This is a genomic window from Eilatimonas milleporae, assembly GCF_003688555.1.
Taxonomy (GTDB): Bacteria; Pseudomonadota; Alphaproteobacteria; order Sphingomonadales; family Kordiimonadaceae; genus Eilatimonas; species Eilatimonas milleporae.
In genome coordinates this window covers 1-24820 of record NZ_REFR01000011.1, presented here as the reverse complement: position 1 = coordinate 24820, position 24820 = coordinate 1, and the positions used below count along the sequence as shown (strand labels likewise).

General features: G+C 57.6%; 18 protein-coding genes. 4 read left to right on the top strand and 14 right to left on the bottom strand.

Annotation, left to right across the window (positions count from 1 at the left end):
- The gene (locus tag BXY39_RS08410; protein WP_121938432.1) at positions 1 to 1032 is read left to right on the top strand and encodes an ATP-grasp domain-containing protein; all 1032 of its coding nucleotides are present in this window, start codon (positions 1 to 3) and stop codon (positions 1030 to 1032) included.
- 244 nt (positions 1033 to 1276) lie between these two features.
- Here BXY39_RS08410 and BXY39_RS08405 read toward each other — a convergent pair whose 3' ends face one another.
- The 7 genes from BXY39_RS08405 to BXY39_RS08375 form a co-directional block, all read right to left on the bottom strand.
- Complete coding sequence (locus tag BXY39_RS08405) at positions 1277 to 2026, bottom strand: hypothetical protein (protein ID WP_147453519.1); 750 nt, start codon at positions 2024 to 2026, stop codon at positions 1277 to 1279.
- A 150-nt stretch (positions 2027 to 2176) separates the two neighbouring features.
- On the bottom strand, positions 2177 to 2410 hold the full coding sequence (locus BXY39_RS08400; protein ID WP_121938430.1) for a hypothetical protein: 234 nt from the start codon (positions 2408 to 2410) through the stop codon (positions 2177 to 2179).
- Between the two features lie 45 nt (positions 2411 to 2455).
- On the bottom strand, positions 2456 to 3268 hold the full coding sequence (locus tag BXY39_RS08395; protein WP_121938429.1) for a DUF1838 family protein: 813 nt from the start codon (positions 3266 to 3268) through the stop codon (positions 2456 to 2458).
- Between the two features lie 26 nt (positions 3269 to 3294).
- Positions 3295 to 4788, bottom strand: coding sequence for a flavin monoamine oxidase family protein (locus tag BXY39_RS08390; protein ID WP_121938428.1), 1494 nt, complete (start codon positions 4786 to 4788; stop codon positions 3295 to 3297).
- Between the two features lie 136 nt (positions 4789 to 4924).
- Positions 4925 to 7360, bottom strand: coding sequence for a TonB-dependent receptor (locus BXY39_RS08385; protein ID WP_121938427.1), 2436 nt, complete (start codon positions 7358 to 7360; stop codon positions 4925 to 4927).
- A 295-nt stretch (positions 7361 to 7655) separates the two neighbouring features.
- Entirely contained in the window at positions 7656 to 8549 is an 894-nt protein-coding gene (locus tag BXY39_RS08380) for a LytTR family DNA-binding domain-containing protein (protein WP_170163708.1), read from the bottom strand.
- A gap of 374 nt (positions 8550 to 8923) precedes the next feature.
- Positions 8924 to 9541, bottom strand: a complete 618-nt coding sequence (locus tag BXY39_RS08375) for a TetR/AcrR family transcriptional regulator (RefSeq protein WP_121938425.1) — start codon at positions 9539 to 9541, stop codon at positions 8924 to 8926.
- Positions 9542 to 9637: 96 nt separating this feature from the next.
- Here BXY39_RS08375 and BXY39_RS08370 point away from each other — a divergent pair, with 96 nt between their 5' ends.
- Positions 9638 to 10771: an aromatic ring-hydroxylating oxygenase subunit alpha gene (locus tag BXY39_RS08370; protein ID WP_121938424.1), complete on the top strand. Its 1134-nt coding sequence runs from the start codon at positions 9638 to 9640 to the stop codon at positions 10769 to 10771.
- 97 nt (positions 10772 to 10868) lie between these two features.
- Here the strand turns inward: BXY39_RS08370 and nhaA are convergent, their stop codons facing one another.
- Positions 10869 to 12236 (bottom strand): Na+/H+ antiporter NhaA, encoded by a 1368-nt coding sequence (nhaA, locus tag BXY39_RS08365; RefSeq protein ID WP_121938423.1) that lies wholly within the window; start codon positions 12234 to 12236, stop codon positions 10869 to 10871.
- 221 nt (positions 12237 to 12457) lie between these two features.
- Positions 12458 to 13480 carry an AraC family transcriptional regulator gene (locus BXY39_RS08360; protein ID WP_121938422.1) on the bottom strand — a complete coding sequence of 341 codons (1023 nt, stop codon included), beginning with the start codon at positions 13478 to 13480 and terminating at the stop codon, positions 12458 to 12460.
- Between the two features lie 135 nt (positions 13481 to 13615).
- Here BXY39_RS08360 and BXY39_RS08355 point away from each other — a divergent pair, with 135 nt between their 5' ends.
- Together BXY39_RS08355 and BXY39_RS08350 are read left to right on the top strand one after the other, a co-directional pair.
- Positions 13616 to 14029, top strand: coding sequence for a hypothetical protein (locus tag BXY39_RS08355; RefSeq protein WP_147453518.1), 414 nt, complete (start codon positions 13616 to 13618; stop codon positions 14027 to 14029).
- Complete coding sequence (locus tag BXY39_RS08350; protein ID WP_211332148.1) at positions 14029 to 14820, top strand: DUF2306 domain-containing protein; 792 nt, start codon at positions 14029 to 14031, stop codon at positions 14818 to 14820. Before BXY39_RS08355 ends, BXY39_RS08350 begins: the two co-directional genes overlap by 1 nt.
- Positions 14821 to 15197: 377 nt before the next feature.
- Here BXY39_RS08350 and BXY39_RS08345 read toward each other — a convergent pair whose 3' ends face one another.
- The 5 genes from BXY39_RS08345 to BXY39_RS08320 form a co-directional block, all read right to left on the bottom strand.
- Positions 15198 to 16778: an FAD-binding oxidoreductase gene (locus BXY39_RS08345; protein WP_121938420.1), complete on the bottom strand. Its 1581-nt coding sequence runs from the start codon at positions 16776 to 16778 to the stop codon at positions 15198 to 15200.
- Positions 16779 to 17063: 285 nt separating this feature from the next.
- Positions 17064 to 18632, bottom strand: a complete 1569-nt coding sequence (locus BXY39_RS08340) for an FAD-binding protein (protein WP_121938419.1) — start codon at positions 18630 to 18632, stop codon at positions 17064 to 17066.
- Between the two features lie 1179 nt (positions 18633 to 19811).
- Entirely contained in the window at positions 19812 to 22493 is a 2682-nt protein-coding gene (locus tag BXY39_RS08330; RefSeq protein WP_147453517.1) for a TonB-dependent receptor, read from the bottom strand.
- A 127-nt stretch (positions 22494 to 22620) separates the two neighbouring features.
- Positions 22621 to 23691: a FecR family protein gene (locus BXY39_RS08325; RefSeq protein ID WP_170163707.1), complete on the bottom strand. Its 1071-nt coding sequence runs from the start codon at positions 23689 to 23691 to the stop codon at positions 22621 to 22623.
- On the bottom strand, positions 23681 to 24289 hold the full coding sequence (locus tag BXY39_RS08320; protein ID WP_121938416.1) for an RNA polymerase sigma factor: 609 nt from the start codon (positions 24287 to 24289) through the stop codon (positions 23681 to 23683). Before BXY39_RS08320 ends, BXY39_RS08325 begins: the two co-directional genes overlap by 11 nt.
- Positions 24290 to 24820: the final 531 nt, after the last annotated feature.

Genomic DNA, 24820 nt, shown 5'->3' with positions numbered 1-24820 from the left:
ATGGCGATCCTGTGCTGCAACAGCTGGCGCAAGGCGTATTTTGACTCATTCGCCTTTCCCGACACCGCTGCCGTGCCAACCGATGACGCGGATGCTTACCGTCTGAACCCGCGTCATCACTGGCTGTTCAACAAACTGTATGTGGCCGAACTGCAAGGCTTGCGGGCCGGCCCCTTCGGCGTGCCGCCGACGGTGGAGCCGCTTTTTGCCAAGCCGATCTACAACCTTTCCGGCATGTCGGTGGGCGCACGCAGGTTTGATACGATCGACGCGTTTGAAAGCACGCTGCGCCCCGGCATGATGTGGTGCGAGCTGCTGGAAGGCCCGCACTACAGTGTCGATTGCATCGCCGTTCAGGGTGAGATGCCGTGGATCTGCGTTGCCAAAGGGTACCCGCTGGACAAGGGCACCTGGGATTACTGGCACGTCAAGATCCCTGTCCCGGCAGCGCTCGAAGCCCGTCTGCGGGACTTCGTCGCGCGACAGCTTAGCGATTATACCGGCGCGCTGAATTTCGAATGTATCGGCACCGCGATCATCGAAGCGCACCCCCGGGTCGCGGTGCAGTGGATCGATCTGTATGGCGACGGCTTCGTGCGGGCGCTGCATCATCTGTACGAGACGGGGCGCTGGGCATATGCCCCCGAGGACCATGATATCGAGGATACAGGCGGCTACAGCGTGGTGGCATTTGCGCCGCCGGCCTATTATCCACCACCGCCGCCGAAGCTCTGGAGGCAGTGGACCGCGACCGCGGGCGTGACCTATATGCAGCTGCCCTCATACGCCCCGGACGGCAGTTTCAAGACACTTGGCATGCCGGACGGCGGGATGCGCCTTATCGTGATCAACACGCGCGACCTTGCCCCTGCTCTCGCCCTGAGGGAGGATCTGGTCGCGCACTATCTCGGACCCGAGACGATCGGCCTTCGCGGGCATGGAGGCCGGATCGACGATATAGCGGTCCATGATCCGTCTGTTTTGACACGCCTGCGGCCGCCGGAAAGCCGGAGCCGGGAAAATCACGGCTGAACGCGAAGGAACGGTCCAAACGGCCGGCCCAGTGACGGCTGAGCCGGTATCGGGCCGCGATATCTGACGGCCCTTGCGTCGGCATCCCGATTCCCACGCCTAAAATGGGGCGCCGTGACTGACTGGTCAGTCGGGATTTGCGACTGACCCCGGGCCGCGTCTCAAAAGCAAAACGCACCTGACCGGATGGTTTAGGCAGGATGGCTTGGGTGTTCTGCTCAATGTCTCATGGCATCCAGCAGGACTAGCGGTCACGGGTGTAGCTGGTCAGGACGAACTCGGTATCCAGCAGTTCCCAGACAAATCTGACCATGATCGAGTCTTCTCCCGTTACATAATAGTCCACACCACCAACGCGAAAGTGGTCGACCGTGAACGTGCCCGCCGGTGTTGTCATCTCTTCCTCACCGATGAACTCAAGTGTGGTCTTAGACAGTTTCCCCAGCATGAAGGTCGCTTCAGGACGGGCAACAATGATGTCAATCCACCTCACCGGTTGCGGTCCGCCTTTCGCTTTATCGTAGTACCACCCATGCCAGGCATTGGACTGAAGCGGGTGCGGCACCAGGGAAAAGTTTTCGGGGACTGGCATTTCCTGGCGCAAAACACCGTCCGGCGTTGTGACCACGGCCTCAAATTGATTGCCGCGCGTCATAAATAGCCCGGACCCGCGCCATTCCCCTCTGGCCCAATAGACAGCCAGCGTTTCAAGCGGGCGAAAATCCTTTGCAACGCGATGCGTAACGTGGCGTTGCACGTCATAAGCGTCGTAGCGGTTGCGCGCGGCCAGTGTGCGCGACCCATCGGGGTGGACCGTCAGCGTCCACTCTTCCGAGCCAACCAGCGCCCCATCCGAAAGCTTGCGGTATTCAAGGGTTCCCCGGGACTGCCGTACAATACTTGTGTTGCTTCTGGAATCGCTCTGTGCAGCGGCAATCTGAAACGGTACGGATAGGGTTAGAAAAACCGCAAACAATCTCGTCAGCTTGGTCATTTTCCTCTCCTGAAGCATACGTGTTTCCTTAAGGTTTATCGGTTTTGACGGCCGCTCCGTTACCGCCCTTGTGCATTTGATGGGAAAAGCGCCGGCGTCTCGTCCGAGGGACGACTGCGCTTTTGGGGACAGTTTTCCCTCCTGCCCCAATCAATATTGTTCTCGCCGTCTCACGGCACGCCGCAGGATCAGGTTCCAACGGCGATAGGTTTCTTCGCAAATACCGACGTGACAGCAGGCAATGCCAAGGCTGGCCCCCTGATTGCGAAATTCCTTTATCGCGTCGAGTATCCGGGCTTTGTCATCCAGGGAATATTTCTCGGTACGCAGAAGTCCCCCCAATCTGTGGTGACTTTTCAGTCGTTCCAGGCGGACATTTTCCATATCATTCCCCCGTCTTTTAAAGGCTGTCCGGGTGACCGGCCCGCTTCAGTCAAATGTGATCGGCTTGTCGAATTCCCCGGGTTTGATCCTGTCAATCTCTTCCAGCAACTCGGCGGGTACCTCATTGACATCGTGATGCTTGGTTCCGATGGATTTCCATAGCATGCCGCCGGCGCGATCCTGCATGTTCAGCATTGTCATCCATTCGGTCACGAGCGTGTAGCTGTAGGGCACATTTATACTTGTGACATTGGGGTCCATGATTTCAGACAGGGGCGCAACATAGCTGTCGATTGTCATTTCATGCTTGAGGCGGCCGGAACCCGGCTCTTCCCATTCGGTGTGCGCCACCCGTTCCACAAACGCCGTATCGCCGACGATCTTCCAGTTCAGGATATAGGGTTTGTTGAAAATCGTGCTTTCCATTGGGAAGTCCGACAGCATGGACATGCCGTCCTTGACACTGTAACGGGCACCGGTGACCATGCTGCACAGGGGTTTCAGTGCGATGGTTTCGCCTGTGAAGGGGTTTTTGAAAGAACTGATAAACTCGCCCGTCCTCGGATCGGTGTACAGGCCGCATCCGCGCCAACGCGCTTCATAATCACCGTTCGGCATTTTCCTGATGACCTGCTTGGTAACGGACGCGAGAGTGAACATCTCGACACTGAAATCGCCCCGCGGCACGCCAAAAGCGGACATATATGAAACGCGGTAGGTGGGTTTACCGGACGCATCGCCGCGCAATTTGACCCAAGCTTCGATGTTGTCCCTGGGATTGTCGGGATCAAATCCTTGCGCCCCCGCAGAAACCAACATACAGGCAAGACAGACAAGTTTCAGTTTCCATATCTTCACGATTCTTCACTCCTGTTGGCCTATGCTCAAAGACGGTCCATCACCTCGAAGGCGGCGCGCTCTCCGGATTCCATGGCGCCTTCCATGCCGCGATTGAGAACGGCGGTATGTTCGCCGGCAAAATGGATACGGTGCCAAGGCGCTCTCATCCGTTTTGAAAAGCGGGTGATCTGCCCCGGTTTCCAGTAGGCATAAGCGCCACCGGCAAAAGGATTGCGGTTCCAGGACAATGTTTTGAGAAGCTTGAGAGCGCCGACCGTAGACGGCCGCATTTGCCCCAGATCGATCAGAATAAGTGCCGCAGCGTCGTCAGGGTCCAACCTGTCGAGATAGAGCGCCATGGCACCGTTCACAAAGGCCATGCAACTCGTTACCGCATCGGGATTTGACGGGTCGTTTTTCAACGCCATAAACCGGCCGGGGGACCTGTCGGTCCACATGCTGGGCGGCAATCCATCCATTGCCCAGTATTTTCGAATTGGCGCAAAATGCGCCTGAAAGACCGGCGTGTACCCGAGACTTTGAACCGCCTCGGCTTGCAGCCCTTCCAGACAGGGGTCGATACGCACCAAACGCAACGCGGAAAACGGCAGTGTGCATATGCAGTACCGTGCCCGATACACTCGGCCATTCCGGGTGTGGGCCTCGACGCCCTCGCGTGTCGAACGGATGCCGGTCACATGCCGGCCCAATAAAATATCGGATTTGAGACCGCCGGCCATTGCTTCGGGGATGCACTGGTTTCCACCGTCCCCCGCACGCGGTATCCGGTCAAATGTTCCGTCACCGTCATAGAGACTGCGGATCAGATTGCGGCTCTGCATCGCCATCAGCACGGAGAGATCCCTCGCCACGGTGCCGTAGCTCATATTTGTGCCGGCCCCGAGTTCTATGGCCGGATCGGCAACCCCTCGTCGTTTCAGAAAATCATAACAGGAAATGTCATAGTCACCGTAAGTGCCGTTTTGCCAGGCTTCCAGATCACCGATCGGCAACGGGTTCTCCACCTCGGCGGCCGCCAGAAACTGGAAGGAATGCAGCGGTATCGTACGGCGCCTTTCGTCTGAAAACGGATTGACCGGACTTGCGCCCCAGTCTTCCGGTCTGACGCCGGTACCTTTGACGTGGTACATCAACTCGCCTTTGCGAGGGTCCGTTCTCGGCCGTTCGCGCACCAAGGGCACACCGAAGCGGTCGGCCATGTGGCGCACGCCTGCATAATGGCCGCCAATTCCGCTGGCGCCGTACTCGGGGTGCCCCGGTATCTCGTCCTCGTTTGAGGTGAAGACCCTGCCCCCGACCCTGTTGTCGCCTTCCAGAACGACGACCTTTAAGCCAGCCTCTTCAAGCATCAGGGCGGCAGTTAGACCCGCGAGACCGGCGCCCAGTATCATCACATCCGACACATTCGCCGTGGCGGCACCCCGAAAACCCGGCGCGGCGAGCACCGTCAGACCCGCGAAGCCACCGGCGATGAAGCCGCGCCGGGACAGAGGCGCTGCCTCGGTACCCGCTGCCATGTCAGACTTATGCCTGGTTCGATTTGCCAACACCTGTCCTTATCAATGGCCCGGTCCGGATCGCCGGGTTATGTCGACGGCCTTTTGGAAAGTGCGGTCACCCGGACGGCGGGAGCGGGCCGCCCGGGTGACGCTGCTAAAAGTTCAGGGTGGCTTCCAGGCCCACTTCCCTCGGGCGCGGGGCCGCCGTAAAAAGGCAGCGCTGCGCCGCGCCCGCGCCGAATGTGTCGGTATCGTTTTCCCGGAAGGCGCAGAAATACGCACCGCCGCCAAGAAAAGCCCCCGTTGGCGTGGCATCGTTGGTCAGGTTTCGGGCAAACAATGCAAACTCGACGGTTTCACGTCCGGCGGCAATCCGCAGGTTGAACCTCCAGGCGTCATCCACCTCCGCAATGTTGCCCAAATCGGCGTAGAATGACCCGCGATATACGGCATCGCCGCGAATTGTCAGATCATATCCGGTGTTTCCAAGGGGCCGCGAATAGACGGCGGCAAAATTACCGGTCCATCGCGGTACGTTTGCCTGTGACCTGCCATCAAGGACAATGGTGCCGTCGTCGCGCGTGTCCTCGAAAAATACCGCACTGCCCGACCCGACGGTAATGGGTTCGGTTCCGGTGAACTCCTGCCTGGCGTAGCCAAGCCCGCCCGAGAACGAAAGCGCGTCGGTTACATTGAGCTGGCCTTCGACCTCAAACCCCCAGATATCCGAGCCGCCGACATTGCGGGCCGCGTTGATGATGGACACCGTTCCATCCGGTCTGGTCACGGGTTCCTGTGAAATCAGTTGCTGGTCATCCACATTAGCAATGTAACCGGCAATATTCAGGACCGCCCGTCCATCAAGGAACGTACTTTTCAGGCCGACCTCGAAGTTGTCCAGCACTTCAGGCCGCGCGACAATGAAAGCGACTTCATTGTCCAGGATCGTTCCGTCGCCGTTCACATCGACCGCATTGGCAGTGACCCTGGCGCTTTTCTCCCCACGGGCATAAAGGGCGTAAAGAAGCTGGTTCTCCGAAATTTTATATTCGGCAGTCATTCTTGGAAGAAAGGCGGATTCGCTGTTTTCGAGGTCGCTCGGCGTTATGAAGCGGCAGAATGAACAGCCTTCGATACCGATGGTTTCCCATTGATACCGGCCCTCGAAACTCAACGTGAAGACATCGCTTACATCAAATGACGCGCCGCCAAAGACGGCATAATTCTCAATGGTTTCGTCACCGCGCAGCTGGGCTTCCGGATTGGTGTCGGTGATGCGCAGCGGGCGGTCAAAATTCCTGTTCCATTCCTTGAAGTAATACAGCCCACCTTCCCAGCGCAGTCTCCCGTCCTCCGGAGAAAGCAGAAGAATCTGATGACTTGTGTTTTCAAATTCCTCCTGGCTTGCAGAGGTAAAAAATGGCGCAAACGGAGAGACAATCACGTCACCGCCAGCAACCGCGTCCGCGAAAACCGGGTCGGCGCCCGGCACGGTGGAGCGAAACATGAAGTCAGTGTTTATAGCGTTTTTCTGACTGAAGTAGGCGCCCTTATAAGACAGGTTATAACCGTTGAAATCATGTTCCGAGATCAGGCTTGCAAAATACCGCTCGCGGGTCCGGCCCGCTTCGGCCGGCGTTCCACCGGCCACCTGGCTGCCTCCTGTCAGCCCGATGCGGGCATCCGGCACTTCCGTCGGCCAAAGAGCGAAACCGCCTCTCGGCAGGGCGACGGTGTCGACACCTTCCGCCAACCAATATCTGGGGTGCTGATTGTCAACGAGCGATGGCGTGTCATCTTCTTCGGAATAGCTGCCGCGCAGTTTCAATTTCCAGTCCGGCGTCGGCTTGATCAGCAGGGTCCCGGCGATGGAGAATGTTTTTTCCTCGCCGATTTTGCTGCCGTCTCCCGGATCGACGGATACCGCGCCGTCTTTGCGATAAACCGCGTTGAGAGAGCCCCAGGCAAGATCGGGCGCAATCGGGAAATCCAGCCGACCGCCGATATAGTAGCTGGCATCCGAGTTATCGCTGTCGATAACGGCCCCCCGGCCCCGGACGTATCCTGTAAGCTGATCCACTTCCGGGTCACGTGTGATGTAGTTGATGGCGCCGCTATATGTCGCCCGGCCAAAGGTTGCGCTTTGCGGGCCTTTTATCACCTCGACACGCTCTAATTGGGTCAGGTCAATCCCGATGGTTTGTCCCGACATGGCAATGCCGTCCACAAATGTGGTCAGACCCTGGAATCTCTCATCCGATGTATTTGGCGCAAGCCCCCGGACCGCCAGGGCGGTCGGGTCGGACCGACCCGTCCCGCTGTAGAAATTGAATGAGGGTGTAAATTGCGCGACATCCCGGGCGTCAAGAATGCCCCGCGCTTTGAGCGCTTCATTATTGAATACTGTAATGGCAAGCGGGACTTCCTGCAGGTTCTGCTCGCGGTTTTTCGCCGTCACGATAATTTCTTCAAACTTGATGTCATCATCCGTGTCCAAGGACTGTGCGCCGGCGACCGAAGATGCCGTGGCGGACAATGCGATCGTGACCGCTATGAGTGATATGGACCCCTTTGTTGGCCGGTGTTTCATTTCCCCTCCCCCTGGAAAATTTGGGCATGCCTGTCTTGGCGGCAGCTGTTTTGAATTTTTGTCAGGTGCCAGGGGATGATTTGGAATCCCGTTCGGCTTTCACAGCGTTTTTTCCCTAAAGAGGTTCATGCTTCATGAAAAAGGTACGTGCCGCACAAGACGCACGCATCCCGGCTTGAAGCGGGCGCGCTGTCTTTCCGTATGATCACGTGCAACCGTGAAAGTGTCTGTCATCGGACTCAAAAGACGAATACGGGGTATATTGAAAACGGTGCCGGGAAGGAGATGCGCCTGACTAGCGGGTGTTTTTTTCAAGTGCTTCTTTCAGGCCTCTTATGAAAGTGGACCCCACCGGTACGACCATTTCGTTTTTCAGGCGCAATTCACTGCCGGCAAGAACCGTATCTTCGTGATTGAGCTGGCTGTTGGAAATCCAATAGGACCGATGAACCTGGATGCCGTATGGGGCCATTTGCAGAATTGCGTCCCCAAACCGGTAGTAGATCAGCTCTTCGCCTTTTTCCGTAACGACGCGCACATAGTGCCCTTCGGCCTTCAGCGTGATAATGTCCGTGCCAAGTTGCGGTTTCAGCCGCAGTATGAAAGGAAGCCGGGCAATGTCCGGGGGGCTGGCTTTGCCGAAAGACGTCTCGCCATCGGAATGCCGGCCCTGTTTCATTTCCGGTGTCGCGGCCTTGCCGGTCCGCAACAGTGAAAAAGGCAACCAGCCATACCGCGCGACAAAATATGTTGTCAGCGGCCACAACAAAACGTCCTGAAGATAAAGGTCGGACAAAGCGGCCAGAAAATCGAGTGTCGGTTCAAAAAAGATGAATGGGCGAACCGTTTCCACCGGATCGGCGCCCGCGTTGAGGACATAGCTCAGTCGCAGTTCATAGGTTACCCAGAAAATCGGGCGCACGATCAAGACGGTCAAAACGGATGAGAACATCAAATGAACGGCCAGATTTCCGGTGATGCCGCCGATAAGGACCCTTGCAATGACCAGCGCGAACAAACCGACAAACCAGAATATTTCGAAATGTATTATCCAGCTTACAATGCTGGCCCACACAGACATGAACTGGCCAAGTCCGGCCTGATGCCAGCCGAGCATGAAGCCGGCCAAAGCGGGTACCGAGAAATAAAAAACTATGGACTCGTTGCGCCCGATCAACCGCTTTTCCATGAGTTTCATTTTCTAAGAGACTGTATTCTTTCTTCCGCAGTTACCACATCAAGAAGGTTGTTTAAAGAAGTCGGAACAAATATTGCGCAAAGATGGCGAAATAATTCAGAAAATGTCGTAATCTGCAGTGACCTTGGAGAAGGTCGGTCCCTGCACTTGCACTGTCAACACCCGGGACGGTTTCCGTAACCGATCCGCTTGCCCCCATTCGCACGCCTAAAATGGGGCGCCGTGACTGACTGGTCAGTCGGGATTTGCGACTGCCCTCCGGACTGACTGTTTGAGATGCCTTTTGTCGGGTGCGGCGGGAACACTACCCCGGCCCGTCGAACCGAACCGACAGATCGACACACGGCGTTCCGGTCCTGAAAGCGTCATAACTCACCGTTCGGCGGGTGAGAGCGTTCCAGAAGGTCATCGACAAGTGTCCACAGGCTTTCGGGAAAGGCCTGTTCCAGTGCCCGGAAACCCTGATCGCCATAGATGTTTTTGAGCGTCGGGCCGGATATGGCGTAATAGTTCAAGGCGCCAAGGATGAGATACACATGCGCCCGCACCGATGCATCCGGCGCGTCGCTCCACGCCGGGACAGCCTTGAGCATCGCGGCGAGATCCTCAAGAAAAGGTTTCAGGTACCATTTTTCCGCTGTCTCGGCGCGGCGGTGATTGTCCAGCAGTTCCCGCATCAGGAGGCGCGTGCGCGTGACCTCGGCGGGTGTGTGCCCCAGAAGGCTGTGGACAGAATGCCTGAAACGCGCCCTGGGGTCAGCCGTGGCATCGCGCGCTGAGCGAAGCTGCTCGGCGAATTCATCCGAGATCTGGCCGAGAACCTCGCCATACAGTTTTTCCTTTGTCGAAAAATGGTGGAGCAGCGCCTGTTTCGTAAAGCCAAGCGCACTGGCGATTTGCGAGAGGCTGACCCCTTCAAATCCCCGCTCGGCAAAGAGAGTCCGGGCGGTGAGCAGCAACTGATCCCGGGTCGATATGGCCATGATTGTGCGGTTCTCCCTGTTCGCTCTTGACACTTACCGATTGGTAAGTCAACCTCCTTACCGATCGGTAAGCACCTTGCCAGGACAGGAAAGCTCATGGACCGGAAAACCGAACTGGATCTGATTGACGAACTGCTGGCGCTGAAAAGCGCCAAGACCGCGTTCCTGGACGAGGATGTCCGGCACAATCCGATGGATCACTACACCAGCCCTGTCCGGTTTGAACACGAGCGGGAGAGGATATTCCGAACGCTGCCGGTGGCAGCCGCCCATAGCAGTGAGATCAGCGGGCCGGGCGATTTTGTGCGCCGCGATATTGCCGGTTCCCCGGCGATCATCACACGTGACAAAAACGGACAACCCCATGCCCTTTTCAATGTCTGCCGCCATCGCGGCGCCCGGCTGGTGCAGGATGAAAAGGGCTGCAAGCATCGCTTCACCTGCCCCTATCATGCCTGGACCTATGCCAATTCGGGAGAACTGCTGGCGGCCCCTCATTTCGCGCAGGGCTTTCCCGGCCTGGACAAGTCGGACATCGGTTTGGCGCGCCTGCCCTGCGCGGAACGGTTTGGCTTTGTCTGGGTATCGCCCCGGCAGGACGCCGGTTTGGACCTTGATGTTCTTCTGGACGGGCTGACGCCGGACCTGGAGGCCCTGAAGCTTGATGACATGGTGATTGCGGCACAAGAGACAAACGTCCGTCAGGCAAACTGGAAAATCCTCATCGAAGGCGGGATCGAGGCGTATCATTTCAGGGTCGCCCACCGGCATACGATCGGCCCGCATTTCGAGGACAATCTGTCAAGCTACCGGTCCTTTGGTCCTCATCTGCGGTCCGTCCTGCCGCGCACCAGCATGTCAAAGCTGTCAGAGACCAACCGCGAGGACTGGTGCCTTCGGGATCATGCCAACATTCTGTATACCCTGTTTCCCTCCAGCCAGCTTCTGGTGATGCAGGACCATATCGTCTGGATCAAGACGGAGCCTGTCAGCGCGGATGCCACACGTGTCACGCTTGCAACATTGGCGCCGCGAGCGCAGGCGGATGAAACGGCGCACTGGCACCGGAACCATGTGATTACATCAACCACGCTTGCGGAAGATTTCGTCATTGGCGAGGGCATTCAGGCCGGCGCGCCCTCAGGCGCCAACCGTCATGTTCTGTTCGGCCGGTTTGAAGGGGCCCTCGGGACCTTCAACCGTACGGTTGAAGGCTATCTGGACCCCTGACCCCTTACCCCTGAATCTGGACTGTCCCGGCCGGCGGCAGGCGCCGCCGTTTTTCCGGTTGGCACGCGTCCGAGACGGTGCCGATCGTGCCTTACAGCTACTCGACCGGCCTGGTGGACAGTCGCAACACAGCCAGACCCAGGGCTCCGGATAGAATAGAGGCCGCCAATACACCCGTCTTTGCATTCACAAGCATCTGCGGTGTGTCGGCGAAGGCAAGCTCGGACACAAAGATCGACATGGTAAAACCGATACCGCTTAAAAACCCGACACCGATGACATGCATCAGAGTGACCCCCGGCGGCCAACGCATCCAGCCCATCCTGACGACGAAAAAGCTCAAACCGGCAACACCCAGGACTTTCCCGGCGACGAGGCCAATCACCACGCCCCGGGTTTCCCCTTGAGAAAACGCCGCGCTCAGGGCTTCCGGCTGGATCGATATACCGGCATTGACGAAGGCAAAGACCGGTAAAATCAGATAGGCGACGGGGAAATGCCAGGCGTGTTCCAACCGCTGAAGCGGCGCCTGAACACGGTGAACGCCGTTCTCCAGGGTCTGCAATATTGCCCGTGCCTCCACATTGCGCAGCAGATCGGCGGTATTGCGTGTGGAGCTTTCAAAGCGTGTCATCAGGTCACGCACCAACACGGAAAACCGGCGCGCATCGTATTTGGGCCTGACGGGAACCGTAAGCGCCCCCAATATACCGGCAAGCGTCGCATGAACACCGGATTTCAACAGAGCAAACCACAGCAGCACCGCCATGATCAGATAAGGCCACGGGCCGCGAATGCCGCCATATTTGAAAGCGATCATCACACTGAAAAACACCGCCGCGACGCCAAGCGAAGAGAGCGATATCTGGTCCGTGTAAAAAACGGCGATCACCAGGACAGCGCCCAGATCGTCAATAATGGCCAAAGCCAGCAGGAAGGTGACCAATGACCTTGGGATACGGCGCCCCAGCAGGGCCAAGGCCCCCATGGCAAATGCGATATCGGTTGCCATGGGGATACCCCAGCCTCTGGCCGCGTCGCCATCACCGTTCAAAAACAAATACAGAAAAGCCGGCACCACCATGCCGCCAATCGCCGCAATGATCGGAAGGGCTGCGGCCTTGGGATTGGCAAGTTCGCCGATCAGGAATTCACGTTTCAGTTCAAGCCCGACGACAAAAAAGAAAACCGCCATCAGACCGTCATTCACCCAATGATGCAGGCTTTTTTCAATACTGAAAGTGCCAAAAACCGCACCGACGGATGTATGGATAAAATGCTGGTAATAGTCCGCCAGCCCCGTATTCGCGCACACAAGCGCCAGAAGCGTGGCAAAAACAAGCAGAATGCTGCTGGACGACTGCCGGTGAATAAATTCTTCAAGCGGGGTCAAAACCCAGTCAAAGGCGCGCTCCCAAGGGGCGACATACTCACCGTTATGTTCAGGCGCGTCCTTTTCCGACATAAAAACTTCCCTTAAAAAAACTGACTGGATCTCATGTTAACCGGGCGCAGACGGGCCGCAATCGAAACTTGAGCACAAGCTCCCCCGCTTCGACGCACTCCTTCCATGGGGTTAGGCCGCGATCGCAGCCCAACAGCATTCAACATCCGCCAAAGCGCCGTCGCCGGACGCTCGTCCTGAAGGAGGTTTTGAACCACTTGTCGGGCTCTTGGGTTCGACACTTACTCCGCCATGCGATTTTTCCGGAATTCGCTCGGCGTTTCGCCTGTCCACCGTTTGAAAGCACGGGAGAAAGCGGCCGGCTCGGAAAATCCGATCAGATAGGCGGTTTCGTTCACCGAGGCATTCTTGCCTTTAAGATACTGGATCGCTAAGCGGTGCCGCAAATCCTCAAGCACCACGGCAAAGCTGGTCCCTTCTTCCTTGAGTTTGCGGAACAGAGTTTGCCGGCTCATGGTCAGTCTGCCGGCCATTGCGTCCGCGCCCACATTACCCTGGTGGATCACGCGCAGCAGCTCCTTCTCAAGCAGGCCTCGAACCGTTTTCTTGGCATCGAGCTCCTCGATCAGTTCTTCCGCCCGGACTGTCAGAAGATCGAAAACGTAGCGCGGGTTTTGCGCCACGCGCCATGTGGCAATCTGGGGGTGCAGCTCCATCGCGGTCTGCGCCATGTCAAAATGGACCGGGCACTGGAACACCCTCTCATATTCATCCTGGTAGGACGGCGCGGGATAGGCGAGATGAACGGAGAGCACATGAGGTTCCGGCAGAAAACGTCTCGGGCCGCATACCAATCGTGCAAAGGCATTTTCCGTCAACTCCTGAAAGGCATGGGCATGTGCACGGTGATGCACCATGAACAGCCTCCCATCCTGGTGGGACAGTTCGAAACTCGGGCCATCGGCGCCGTCGTCAACCTCAATGGCAAGACGTCCGAACCGCTGAAGCTGCTGAAAGGCCTCTCCCATCGTTGCCGAGGCGTTCATGATCAGGCCGACGATGGAAACTTCCGACATGCAGACATGTTCGCCCCAACGCAGTGCGAGCGCAGGGTCCCCTGTTAACCTTTGGGCGCGCCGCATCAGGTCGACATAGCGGATGAATGGCAATCGGTTGTCGGGGTCTTGCAGATCGTCGGGGGCGATATTGAGACCGACGATCAGTGTATCCGCTTCGGCCCCGCGGGATATCGCATAGTCAATCAGCCCCGCCAAAAGGCCGGCGGACACCGTGGGATGGGTCAACGAAGACACTCCTGTTACATCGGGTCAGATTTTAAGGGACCCAGGATCATGGACATCTGACGGATGGTCAATAAAAGCGTGGTGTATCGCAAGGGGTGAACCTTTCGAAAGTTCGATAAAAATGAGGTATGAGCCTTGAACGGAGTTTCGCTCACGCGGCTTTATTTATTGCGTGCCTGTTACCTGTTGCTCTTCGCGGGCCTGTCGATCGAGGTGGTCCCCGACCTGTTTGGCCCGGTGGCGGGAATGCGGCCGATGGACGGTGCCGCGGTCTCAATGCTCAGCGCGCTGGCGGGGCTTTCCGTGCTCGGCCTGTTGGCCCCACTGCGCATGCTGCCGCTGTTGCTTTTCGAAATGGCATGGAAACTCATATGGACACTGTCAGTGGCGCTGCCCCACTGGCTGGCGGGTACCGCCGATGCAGACATCGTCGAGATGATGTTCGCCGTATCCCTCGTTCTTCCCTTCTTCTTCATCATGCCATGGCGATATGCCGCTGCTGTTTTTCGGACCTCTCTCGATCCCTGGCGTCCAGAAAAGAGATTTTGATGATGTTTCGCCGTTTTGCCGTGGTCATACTCGCATTTTGTCTGCTCTCCGGGCTTGGCGCGGCTTCGGCGACAACGCTTGAGGTGGATCCCGACGCAGCGCTTTGGGTGCGACTGGGCGCGGATATCCTCCTTTATCTCCATATTGGCGGCGGTGCCGTCGGGATGATGTCGGGACCGATCGCGATCCTGTCGCGGAAGGGGCACAGGCTCCACCGCGCGGCGGGCAAGGTGTTCTTCGTGTCGATGTTGACCTGTTACACGGTTGGCGCCGCCGTCGCCCCCTTTCTCGCAGAGGGTCAGCGCCCGAACTTTGTTGCCGGGGTACTCGCCCTGTATCTCCTGCTGACCAGTTGGCGGGCAGCGACCCGGAGGGTACTTTCCATTGGCCCGTTGGACTATGCCGGCCTTGCCGTGGCGGTCTTGGTCGGAGCGTCCGGCGCGCTTTTCATGTATCAGGGCGCCAACCATCCGTCCGGCACGGTTGACGGCTCTCCACCCGATGCCTTTGTTATCTTTGTCTTTGTGGGCGTCATCGCGGCACTGGAAGACCTCCACCTGATCCTGCGGCGCTCCATCACGGAGATCGCCAGACTCTCGCGGCATTTGTGGCGGATGTGCATGTCCCTTTTCATTGCCTCGGGGTCCTTTTTCTTCGGCCAGGAACAATTGCTGCCCGATTGGGTGCGCGGAACCCTGCTTCAGGACATCCCTGTCTTCTTTCCCCTGGTGGCCATTGTCATCTGGCTTGTCCTGGTGCGGGTAAGCAGAAAAAACCCCGCCCTCTCCTGATCCCCCCAAAAAACGTTTACCTGAAGAGAGTGTACAATGGCTCTGCACGCAGTCCCGGCCCGTGCCTCGGCACTTTCGGCCTGCCCCGCTGACAGAGGTCTTATCCCCCGCCGGGGGGACCCATCCGACTTACGTCTTCGACCTTCGCATCGCCTTGGACGCTGTGGTGATGACCGCCCGTATCAAGATGGGTAGCGCTGAGCCTTTGTCCATTCTGGACACGACGGCCTCTGTCGATGACGGGAAAACATGGCTTGCAGGGGACACTCCATGCCTGCTCCAGGATCAGCGGCAGCTGGTCCAGGCTTTCGCGGACTTGCCCCGGGAACGGTGGCGGCACAGCACACCCGGGACGGCTCAAACCGGTGTTCGAATGCCTAATCAGCGGGCAGGATACCCATGGGAAAATCAAACAGATTATCAGGATCGACACGTGCCTTGATCTTCCTTAGGCGCGCCAGGTTGGTTTCGCCATAATAAGGCAGCAGCAATTCGTCTCGAGACGCGGGCGCGGGCCCGGCCAGATCGAGATCGGGGAAATTGATGAACCCGCCCTCAGTGTAGGGCACGAGGTGTTTGCGGAGCCGGGCAATGAAACCGAGCCCTTCTTTCGTCGCCTCCGGATCGTTGGGATCGGCCCACCAGGCTTGAGGCTGAAACAGAAAGGGCCTGTCACGATAAGGGAAGGCACTGCGCTCGCGGTAGGTTTCGTTGGTGAAGACCTCGCCCCCCAGAGAGTGCAGAGACAGGTAGCACCGCACCTTTGAGGCGGCGCGTGCCTGCTTGGTGAAGATCTGCCGCAAGGTCTCTATCATGTGCGGGTCCGGGCGGTGGACCGGTTGCCCGGATCCGGATTGGCTTTTCTCGATCCTTGTTTTGGGCACGAAGCCCGAAACCTTGTGCGGAAAGGGCATGCCGGAGCAGGTCGACTGAACTTCCACCGGCGGCGCCCCCAGCAGGTCGTCGTAACCAAGCTCTCTCGCCACGCGCTCGGCTTCCTTATGGGGCGGGCCCGGCTGGTAGTCAGGATGGATATGGCTGAAATCGGCGTAAAAAATGGTTACAAACGCGTCGCTGTCGGCTGTTTTCGGCCGATACCGTCTCGCATAGGTGGTCGGCAGCAGTTTGGCCAGCAACGCTTCGGCCTCTTCGGGCGTGCCGATATAGGTGCCGCCAATGGAAATCGGCACATCATCGGTGTCTCGGGGCGTGTCCAATTCTTTCGCGACCAGGGTCAGCCGGCAAAAGCTGGTCAGGCGCGTGTCGTCGCTGACCGGAAAATTCGCCGCCCACTCCTGCAAGACATCGGCGATCAGGCTTCTTTTGGTCCAGCGCAAGGAGAAGATGCTCGGCTTCTGCAAACCTTCCGGCCATGGTTTCAAATCATAGAAGAAGTCCGTTACGATACCGAAATTACCCCCACCACCCCCTCTAATCGCCCACATCAGGTCGGGGTCGTTCCGGTCCGAGACGTCCTCTGCGAAAGTGCCGTCGGCCTTGACGATCCGAACGGCCTTCAGCTGATCACAGCCAAGGCCCAGATACCGGGTATAGGGCCCCCAGCCGCCACCCAGTATCAGGCCGCCCAGATGGACATCGTTGCAACCGCCGCCTGGGAACAGCAGCCTTCTGGCGTCCACCGCGCCATATAGAGTCTGCAATTCGGTGCCGGCGCCTATCCAAACCTCACTGCTGCGGCGCCTGAAATTGATCCGGCTGATTTCCGAAACATCGATGACCGCCACACCGTCGCCGGAGCTCATACCCACATGCTGATGGCCGCCGGCACGCACTCGGATGCCGCTTCGCGGCGGGGAGGCCCTCAGTTTACAGATCAGGTCGGCAATGTCTCGGTGATTGTCGCAGAAATAGATCGTGTCAGGGTTCAGATCGAAACGCGCATTGGAAATTTCGCGCGCAAGCTCGTAGTCCGGATCGCCTTTCCTGATAACGCGCATCGCAGATCCCCGATTTTGATGGGAACGTGGTGACACACTCGTAACATTGCATCGAAAGAATAGTCGATCGGTATAAAAAATCAATTTAAGTAATTTTTACAAAACCCATTCTTATAAATTACCATATAATCATTTTTATTAATTGGAAATAAGATAAAGTGTCTGAAATCAACTTTTTACATCATGCCCGACATCCTATTGGACAGTTTTTCTTTTGATCAGGCAGTGTAAAATCCGGTGGACCACCCGACATGGAGCGGTCCGCCCATAGCGGATCACACAGATTCAATCGGTCGGCGGGATGCCCATCGGAAAGTCAAACAGATTGTTGGGGTCCATCCGCGCTTTGATTTGTTTCAGCTTTTCAAGATTCTCTTCGCCGTAGTAGGGCCGCAACAGCGCGTTCCGGTCCCGCTGATCAGGACCGGTCAGGTCGCGGTCGGGGAAGTTGATGAAGCCTCCCTCGCTGTAGGGGGCCAGCCGCTCGCGGAGACGGGCGATGAAATCAAGCCCCTCCCTGGTCGCCGCCGTGTCGTCAGGATCGGCCCACCAGGCTTCGGGTTGGAGGATGAAGGGCTTGTCGCGATAGGGAAACGCGCTGCGCCGGCGATAGGTTTCATTGGTGAAGACCTCACCACCCAGAGAGTGCAGCGACAGATAGCGCCGCACCTTCGAAGCGGGGGCCGCCGGTTCGTTGAAAATCCCGTGTACGGTTTCGATCAGGGCGGGATCCGGGGTGTGGACCGGCTGTCCGGAACCGGACTGGCTTTTCTCGATGTTCGTCTTGGGCATGAAACCCGATACCTTATGCGGGTAAGGATTGCCTGCGCAGGTCGACTGGACGTCCGCCGGCGCCGCCGCCAAACCGTTACGATCCAGCTGGCCGGCCATGCGAACGACCTCGCGCCGGGGCGGGCCGTACTGGCGGCGCGCATGACTGTGGCGAAATCCGGTGTGCACGATGCTTCCGGCACCACTGGCTGTCTTGGGCCGATATCTTTTGTCGAAAGTGGTCGGCAGCAATTCGGCCAGCGCCGCTTCGGTCTGTTCGGCGGTTCCGATATAGGTGCCTTCCAGGAGAAGAGGCACGTCATCGCTCTCTTCGGGTGCGTCCAGCTCTTTCTCCACCAGGGTTATCTGCAACAGGCTGGTCAGCCTGTTATCGGCGCTGACCGGGAAATTCGTCGCCCATTCAGCCATGACCTCGGCAATCAGGCTGCGCCTGTTCCATTGGATGGTGAAGTTGCTCGGCCGTTCCAGCCCGTCCGGCCAGGGGTCCAACTCGTAGAAAAAATCGGTGACGACGCCGAAATTACCACCGCCGCCACCCCGGAGGGCCCACATCAGGTCACCGTCGATCTTGTCTGAAACCTCTATGGATTGGCCGTCGGCCGTCACAAGCCGGACGGCCTTCAGCCGGTCACAGCACAGGCCCAGATGACGCGTGTAAAACCCCCAGCCACCGCCCAGAACCAGGCCGCCGATATGCACATCGTCACAGCCGCCGCCGGGGAACAACCGCCTCTTGGCATCGGTCGCGCCGTACAGGATCTGCAATTCGGCGCCGGCACCGATCCAGACCCGGCCGCTTCGACGTTCGAAATTGATGCGGCTGATCTCGGAAATATCGATAACCGATACGCCGTCGCCGGAACTCATACCCTCATGCTGGTGGCCACCGGCGCGTACCCGGATGCCTGTTTTCCGAGAACACATCCCCAGACGCCGAACCACATCGGCAGCATCGTGCTGGTTGTCGCAGTAATAGATGGCATCCGGTTTCAGGTCGAAGCGCGCATTGTTCATTTCCCGGGCGGCATCGTAGCCGGGTGCCCCTTTCCTGACGATACGCATCCTGTTTTCCTCAATTTTCGCGTGGCTATGTCACACACTGCTCAATGGAGACATTGCAAAAATAGCATTCGAAACACAATTTGAAATGGTCACCTGATGAGGATGCCTTCAAATGCAGAGTGTCATGGCCATTGGTAACGTGTTGGGGGCTATAGGGGGGCGGTGACTGACTGGTCAGTTTGTTTTTATGTGGTCTGACCGGGGAGCATGGTGCTGTGTTCATCGCACAAAAGCACCTCGTTTTGATCCCCGGTGCCAGAGTTAAAGGGCCCGCCGCTGATGAGGGAGGATAGCCCTTTAACTGATTGCGGGCGAGCGCAACCGTCGACAGCCGCATGGTCTTTTCCAAGCAGCCACATAAAAGGTCAATCCAATCTATGAGAGCGCCCGGGTGTGGGGTTCGGCCTGAGGCGATCATTGGCAGCGGACTTAGCAATGACCGGAAAGAGACCGTTTCACCGATCTTCTGCAACGCGGCGAATGGCTTCTATCGCGCGAGAGAAAAAACCTTCGATAACCGCTTTGGTTTTGAACAAGGATTATGGTGGCGTAAAAAAGCAGTTACGCCACACTCCGCAAACGAGCCTTTGCTGCGCGGTCCCCAAGTCTGGCATGCGGATAATGTACTTTCGTCGTCCGTGTCGTCCATTGAAGGTTGATTTAAGGTAGAATTCCGGCAGAGCGACTGACTGACCCGGTTGTTCGGGCAGCGCGTAGATGAAACCCGCAGGACCCTCTTCAGCTCGCAATCAAGGGACGGCAGAAACGCAGAGTAAAACTGTTTCGCGCGAGCGATGTCATCGTCACCGACGGTGACATAGGCAATTATGCTGCGTGTTCTTTTTCGGCAGTTTGGACACTGAAACGAGTTTACCGTGTGTTGGCAGGACAACACACAATTCGGTTCAATAACCGCAACAAGAAACGCCGCATGATCGACCATTTAGACATATTGCGGCCAGGGACCTGATGTCATCATTCATACTTTGGCAGAAGCACACTGAAAACGACCGTATGTTGAATGCCGTCCCCAAAGCCGACAGTGGTGCAATTGCGGGCGAAAGTCCGGTTTGTCCCGCACGCGGTCATTCCGTCCGCTAAGAGCCCGCACCGAAGCACTCTTTGCGCTGTCTGTCATCAGTATGCGCCGTGACTGCGACGCGCGAGGACAGGGCGCTGTCAGAAGTTCGCCGTTACGCGCACGCCGAGGACGCGCGGCGGCCCGGCGATGGCGAAGGCGACCGAACCATCTTCAAGTTCGCCGCGAGGATTGAACGTCAGGTAATCATTGTTGAACAGATTATCTCCGAACAGCTCAATCGCGTAACGGTCCTGCGTGTAGCCGATTATCATATCGGCGATAACGAAACGGTCATTGACGGAGCTTGGTTCATTAAAGACCGACGAGAATGACCTACCCGTATAACGAAGACGCATGTTCGCAAAAAGCCCCGTGGAATGCGTGTAGCGCCCGCCGAGACCTCCGGTCCAGCGCGGCGAGTTGGCGAATCTGGCGCCTACAAGATCATTGCTCAGATCAACATCGCCGGTGTCGACGATATCACGGCCGATAACGTCCAGAATATTAGCGTTATCAAGGAACTTCGTGTCAGCGAAACCGACATTAGCGAAGATGTCAAGTCCGTCGAAAGGTCTGGCGAAAGTTTCAAGCTCAAAACCGAACAATCGCGAATTGCCGACATTCGCGGTGAGCAGATCACTTGGATTGGAGCTCAGAACGACGCCGACCTGCTGATCATTGTAATCGATGTAGTACGCATTGGCGTTGACGGTCAGCCTGCGGTCGAACCATTGCGAACGCAGGGAAAACTCGTAGTTCATTGTGAATTCGGGATCGAACCTGTTAACGACACCGAGCCTTTCCAGTTCTTCCTGCGTTTCGACGCCCTGCAGCGCGCCGGCCACATTGATACGCAACTGATTGAACGACAGTCCGCCCGCCCGATAGGCGCGTTGTACGCTGATGCTTGTCGACAGGTCGTCAGTCCAGTCATAGGTGATAACGCCTTTAGGTAGAAAAGCGTTGAAATCGTTTGTCGCCTGAAGGTCGGTTTCGCTGCTGAAACCCGTCGCCAGAAGACCGATTAACGTATCCACAGCAGGGTCGCCCGTGGGCGGCGTTGGAATGATCTGCACTGCAAAGGCAGGGGACTGATCGATGTTTTCGCTGTCGAACCGTCCGCCAAAGGTAAACGTCAATCTGTCGGTCACGGCGTAAGTCGCTTCACCGAAAACGGCGACGTTTTCGATGTCATTGTTCTGGAGAAAGCGCGTGTCGACCCCGGTCGTCGGTACCGCCGCAATAAGCCTGTTTCGCAACGCGTTGGCCTGGGCGACTTGAGCAGGATTTGGCGTTGGCGTCATCAAAAGCAGTCTCGCCAGAATCTCAGGAGCAGGAACCAGTACGCCGGACGGGCGGAACACGCTGCTCCCCTGCCGGGTAGTATTGTCGCTGTTGAAATAATAACCACCCAAAATGAAATCCAACCGGTCGCCGTCATAGAAAAAGCGAAGCTCCTGGCTGAATATCCTGTCACGTCCGATAGATGTTGCATTAGATGGAGATACGGACGGCCCCCGGTCGAGATCAGAAGCCCCCGCGCGGTCCGTGTCGATAAAAGCGCTGACGCTGGTCACGCTTAACCTGTCCGTCAACGCATAATCGATCTCCGCCGATGTGAGGAAAGTCTCCGACTGATCGATATTGCGCTCGTCCTGGAAGGTCACGCGCTGCTCGGGAAAAAGTCCTTCCGCGATAAACGCGGTCTGCTCATCGACATCGGAATAGGTGAAGTTCAGCCGCGCCGTGAGGCGAGGCACGGCGTCTGGCGTAATGAGCAGCTTGGCGCGCGCCGTCAGCGCCTTCCGGCCGGCTGCATCATCTTCATCCAGGTTCAGGTTTTCCACGAACCCTTCCGTTTCGGTGTAATCGCTGGCGAGACGCAGCGAGACCTGGTCGCGCAGGATCGGCGCGGTCAGGGCAGCCGAACCCCTTAATGAATTGAATTCGCCATAGCGAAACTGGGCCTTACCTGAATACTCCGATCCCGGATCAACGGTGCGCGCCACAACTGCGCCGATCAGTGCATTGCGCCCCTGAATGGTCGATTGCGGTCCGCGAAATATCTCGACGCTCTCAATGTCCCAAAGGTTCAGCGGACTGCTCGCGAACAGACCGCTCGGCAGAAAAACACCATCGAGATAGACGGTCGCCACATCGCTGGTGATCGCGCCAAACCCCGCACCCACATTACGAAGCCCTCGAATGCTGAAGCCGGTATCGTCGCCAATACCCGCGACGTTGGCAGTCTGGTTGATCAGGTCGAACAGATCGACAAAATTCTGCGTGTCGATCGTCTCTTCATCGAAAACAGCGACAGAGCTGACCGTTTCCTGAAGGGTGCGGTCGATTTTCTCACCGGTGACAGTGATTGTATCGACCAGGATGACGTCCGCCGCCGGCGCCTCTTCGCGCGCGGATCGTTTTTGCGCCGCTCGTACGCTGACGACGTAATTCCCGTTGGGAAGCCGTTCGGCTTTCAGGTTCGCATCTTCAAACAGCCTCACAAGCGCCACTGAAGCGCTGAACGTGCCCGAGAGCGGCGCCGCGCGCTTGCCCGCGATAAGATCGTTAGGCACCAGAACCTGAATACCGTAGGCCTCCGACAGGGCAAGGACCGACTGACCGAGCGGGCCGGCGGGGATGTCGATCCAGCGTTCCATAGCCTCAGGATCGCTCGCCTGTGCGAAGGCCGGCACCCCCGCGATACTCAGCGCCAGTAACGCCGTCCCAGCCGCAAAAGCAATCCTCGTTTTTTGATTTAACGTGATAAAAGGCACGGGTCTGATCCCCCTCAGGCCACATCATGCGAACGCCGATCATTCGCATTTACAAAATGATGACCCTTGAAGACAGCGGCGTGACCCCCTAGGAGAACAAATTTTTTCGCTTGCGGAGCCGAAAAGTTTATGGCGCGTCGTCGTCACTTTTAAGGATAATGCGATCGCGGTCGGAAGCGTCGATCCGGATGGGAAAGGCGTAGGCGAGCGTTTCCAGCATGGCATCGCGGTCGCGCACGTCGAACGACGCCGTGATCGTCTTTTGACCGAGAGTGTTGATGGTTTCATCGAGAACAATCTCGCCATCGAAATAGCGGTTGGCGTCGGCGACGAGTTCTTCGATGGTCGCGCCGTCATAAACAAGCTTGTGATTGCGCCAGGCCCCGATTCTTGAGACCTGAACGGGCGTTACGGCGCGCAGGCCTTTGGCCCGTGTGGCGGCGATCTGTTCTCCCGCAGCCAGCTTACGGCGCATTGTCAGGCCGCTTGGCGCACCATTCAGGAGGAGGGGGTAGGCGACGTCGACACGACCCTCGGACACGGCGACCCGGTAAACGCCGCCATTTCCGCGCACCTCAAATTCAGTGCCAAGCGCAGTGGCGGTCAGGTCGCCCGCTGTAACGGAAAACGGACGTGCCGGATCGCTTGCCACGTCGAAAATCGCTGCGCCGGCGGCCAGTTCGACGGATCGCGCGCTGCCTGAAAACGAAATCCGCACATCCGTTGCCGCCCCGATGGTGATTTCGGTACCATCGGATAGAACTAAAGCGTCGGCCTCTGCGATGCCCGTCGTATAACGGACGTCGACCACGGCGGCGCTGGACTGCGCCGGATCTTCAGAATTGAAAATCGACTGGTAAACCGGGACGATGACAATACAGGCAAGCACCGCCGCCGCTGCCGCCCAGACTTCAGGTTTGGACTGATGACGGAAACCGTCGGCAAATCGAATACCTGCGCTCCGGCCTTCTTCCGGCAAGGGACGCAGCAGATCAACGTCGATATCGTCCGGCTGGAGATGGTCATAGGCGGCGATCAGCGTCTTGCTTTTCTCCCACGCCTCCACGTGCCGGATATCTTCGTCGAGCCAGCGCTCGAACGCGGCGCGATCGGCATCGGAAGCCTTGTCGTCCTCGATCCGCTCGCGCCAATCATGGGCGAGATGGCAAAGCCGTTCGAACTCGGAGTTAGCGGTCATTGTCATCCGTCTCTGCGTTCTGCCGCGCGAGATGCAATTCGATGTCGCGATAGGCGCGGGAAATATGACGGGTCGCCGGACTGCGGCCGATATTCAGGCGCTCCGCTACCTCAGTCACGCTCAGGCCCTCCACCTTGTTCAAAAGAAAGGCGCGACGGCGTTTATCCGGCATCTGCCTCAAGGCGTCGTTGATTGCCTGCAACTCCTGTTTCGACCTTAAGACCCCTTCCGCCGTGGAATCGTCCCCTCGGCGCGGGAAAAAAAGGTGCTCGATTTCGAAATCAAATTTCGATCTTACATCTTCATGGCGTCGGCCTTTCAGGCAGATATTGCGCGCGGTCCGCCATAGAAATGCGTTCAGGTTCCTGATGTCATTCAAATGGTCGCGCGCCAAAATCTTCTCAAACGCCTGCTGGGCGACATCCTCCGGATCTGGAGGACCGCTGCCGAACATTGTGCGCAGCGTGGCGATGAGCTGAGGTGCGTGCTGGCCATAAAGCGCGGCAATGTCCTGATTACGCTGGTCTTGTTTCGATAAAGCCGAACAATGCGAAGCTTGGGCGCTGACCCGTGCCGGTTTCGCCGGCGTGGTTTTCATCTTCAGCCTAGCTGGACTTCTAGGCACGGCAAGTCCCTGCCGGCTCAATTCCGGCCGAAGACGATGGGCATTGTATCTGCCTGATTATTGACTGCCGTGTCTGATGCATGGGCCCGTTTCAACATCGTCTCGGTGACGCGCGCGGCCCACCATTGCGAGTGACTCGCACTTTAGGCAATGACGATGCGTTTACAAGCATGAAAACGATATAGATGGAAGCGCTCCACGAAGCCTTCCCTTGAATTGGATTGGCCGACTGAGAGAACGGGGCCTCATCGGACCTTTTCATAGATTAGTGTGTCTCCGTGCGAAGTACCCTGTTGATTGGTGGTATGTGGGAACTTTAGGAAACGTTGACTGACTGGTCAGTCAGTTGTTTTGTTCTGTTGGGGTGTTTTAGGCGGCATCGCCTTCTGGGTCGCGGTCTCAAAGAAAGACCCCCGCTGTTTTGGCGGGGGTTTTGAATGGTTGCGGGGGCAGGATTTGAACCTGCGGCCTTCAGGTTATGAGCCTGACGAGCTACCGGGCTGC